Origin of the sequence: Erwinia sp. MYb416 (genome assembly GCF_037479575.1) — a bacterium.
Taxonomy (GTDB): Bacteria; Pseudomonadota; Gammaproteobacteria; order Enterobacterales; family Enterobacteriaceae; genus Erwinia; species Erwinia rhapontici.
The window spans coordinates 1-1,960 of record NZ_JBBGYT010000167.1 but is presented as its reverse complement, the minus strand read 5'-3'; the positions used below and the strand labels follow the sequence as shown (position 1 = coordinate 1,960).

Genomic DNA, 1,960 nt, shown 5'->3' with positions numbered 1-1,960 from the left:
GGTGATCAACAGGTTGCCTGCCGGGTCGAGCTGTGCCGTCCAGCCGGGGAGAATCAGCGTGGTGGTATCATCCTGTTCCACAATCGCCGGGCCTGTCAGGCGATCGTCAAACTGGATCTGCGCACGCTGCCAGATATCCGCCGGCTGCCAGCGCTGGTTAAGATACAGCGGCCGCCGGGGGCGATGGGCTTCCGGCGCGTGTGGCACAAAGGCTTTCTCTGTCGGGCGCGGCAGCGGTGCCGTCAGCGACAGCCGCAGGGTGGTTAATTCGATATCGGTGCGGGCACCGGTAAAGCCGTAGCGCTGCTGGTGCAGCTGCTGGAAACTCTCCTGCAATCCGTCCAGGGTGAGCGTGTCCACGCTGGAAAGGCTGACGCTCAGCTCATAGGCCTGGCCGCTGTAACGCATATCGGCTTCTACCGTATAACGCGGCGCTGCGCGGCTCAGGGCAGCGGCCTGCTCACCGAACCACTGCTGCGCCAGCAGATGAAGTTCGTCAAGGGTCGTGGTCAGCGTAATGAAGGTGCTGGCATTGACGCGCACGCGCAGGCTGCGGACAAAGTCACGGCGAATATCGGCGGTGATCGCCCCCTGTGCGCAGAAGGTGCCAGGACGTAACGGCACCACAATGCGTTCGAGGCCCGCCTCACTGGCAAACAGGTTGGCGTGCGTCGGTCCGGCACCGCCGAACGGGATCAGCGTCAGGGCATCGGCCGAGACGCCGCGCTGCGCCACGGCTTTATTCAGCGCCGTCGCCATCTGCGTGGTCGCCACCGCCAGCGCCCCGCTGGCAACCTGCTCTGCCGCATCCTCGCCGCGGATACCGAGCTGCGCCGCCAGCCCGGCCAGTGCCGTTCGCGCTGCCGCAAGGTCGAGGGGAATGGTGCCACCCAGCCGGGCATCAGCCGGCAGGATGCCGCTGACCAGATAGCAGTCGGTGATGGTCGGGGCCACGCCGCCACGGCGATAGGCCACCGGGCCGGGATCGGCCCCTGCGCTTTCCGGCCCCACTTTTAAGATGCCGTATTCATCGACATGGATAATCGACCCGCCTCCGGCGCCGATGGCAGAGACGCCGACCACCGGTAAAATCAGCGGCAGGCCGCCAACATCGGTGCGGTTGACGCGTTCAACATCGCCCTCCGCAGAAAGGGAAATATCGCTGCTGGTGCCGCCCATATCGAAGGAGACATAGCCACCGCTGTGCGTGGTGGCGGCAAGATGTGCCGCCGCCATCACGCCCGATGCCGGGCCGGATAACAGCGTATCGACCGGGCGCTGGCGGGCCGACGCCAGCGGCAATACGCCGCCGTTAGAGGCGGTGATCAGGAGCGGTGCGGTCACCGACTGCGGCTCCAGCAGCCCAGTGAGGCGGCTGAAATAGCGCTGCATCAGCGGCTGAATATAGGCATTCAGCCCGGCCACCAGCGTGCGTTCATATTCCCGGATTTCCGGCCACAGTTCGGCGGATGAGAGCACGGGGATATCATCAAGCTCAGCCTGCAGCCGCTGCGCCAGCTCGCCCTCCTGCTGCGGATTGGCGTAACCATTCAGGGTGACCAGCGCCACGGCGCTGACGTCGAGCCGGGTAATGGCCTGCGCCAGCGTGCTCAAGGCGTGCTCGTCCGGCCACTGCATCACCTCACCTGTCGGACTGAAGCGCGCGCCGATCTCCAGCACCCGCTCACGCGGTAGAAACGGCGGCTCACGGTCGGCATGAAAATCAAAGGAGGACGGCATACGTGCGCGGCCAATTTCCAGCACATCACGAAATCCCTGGGTGATCACCAGGGCAATTTTCGCACCACGACGCTGAATAATGGCGTTCAGGCCCAGCGTGGTGCCGTGCAGCAACAGGGAGAGTGCGCTGGCAGGCTGGCCCGTTTTCTTCAGCGCCGCCCGTAAGCCATCGCTAAAGGCCAGCGCCGGATCGGCCGGGGTACTGGGTTGTTTATGAAAG

Annotated in this window: 1 protein-coding gene; it reads right to left on the bottom strand. The window is 64.9% G+C overall.

Annotated features, from left to right (window positions below; translation table 11 throughout):
• A partial coding sequence (locus WH277_RS01605) for a hydantoinase/oxoprolinase family protein (RefSeq protein ID WP_339503992.1) occupies positions 1–1,960 on the bottom strand: 1,960 nt, incomplete at both ends.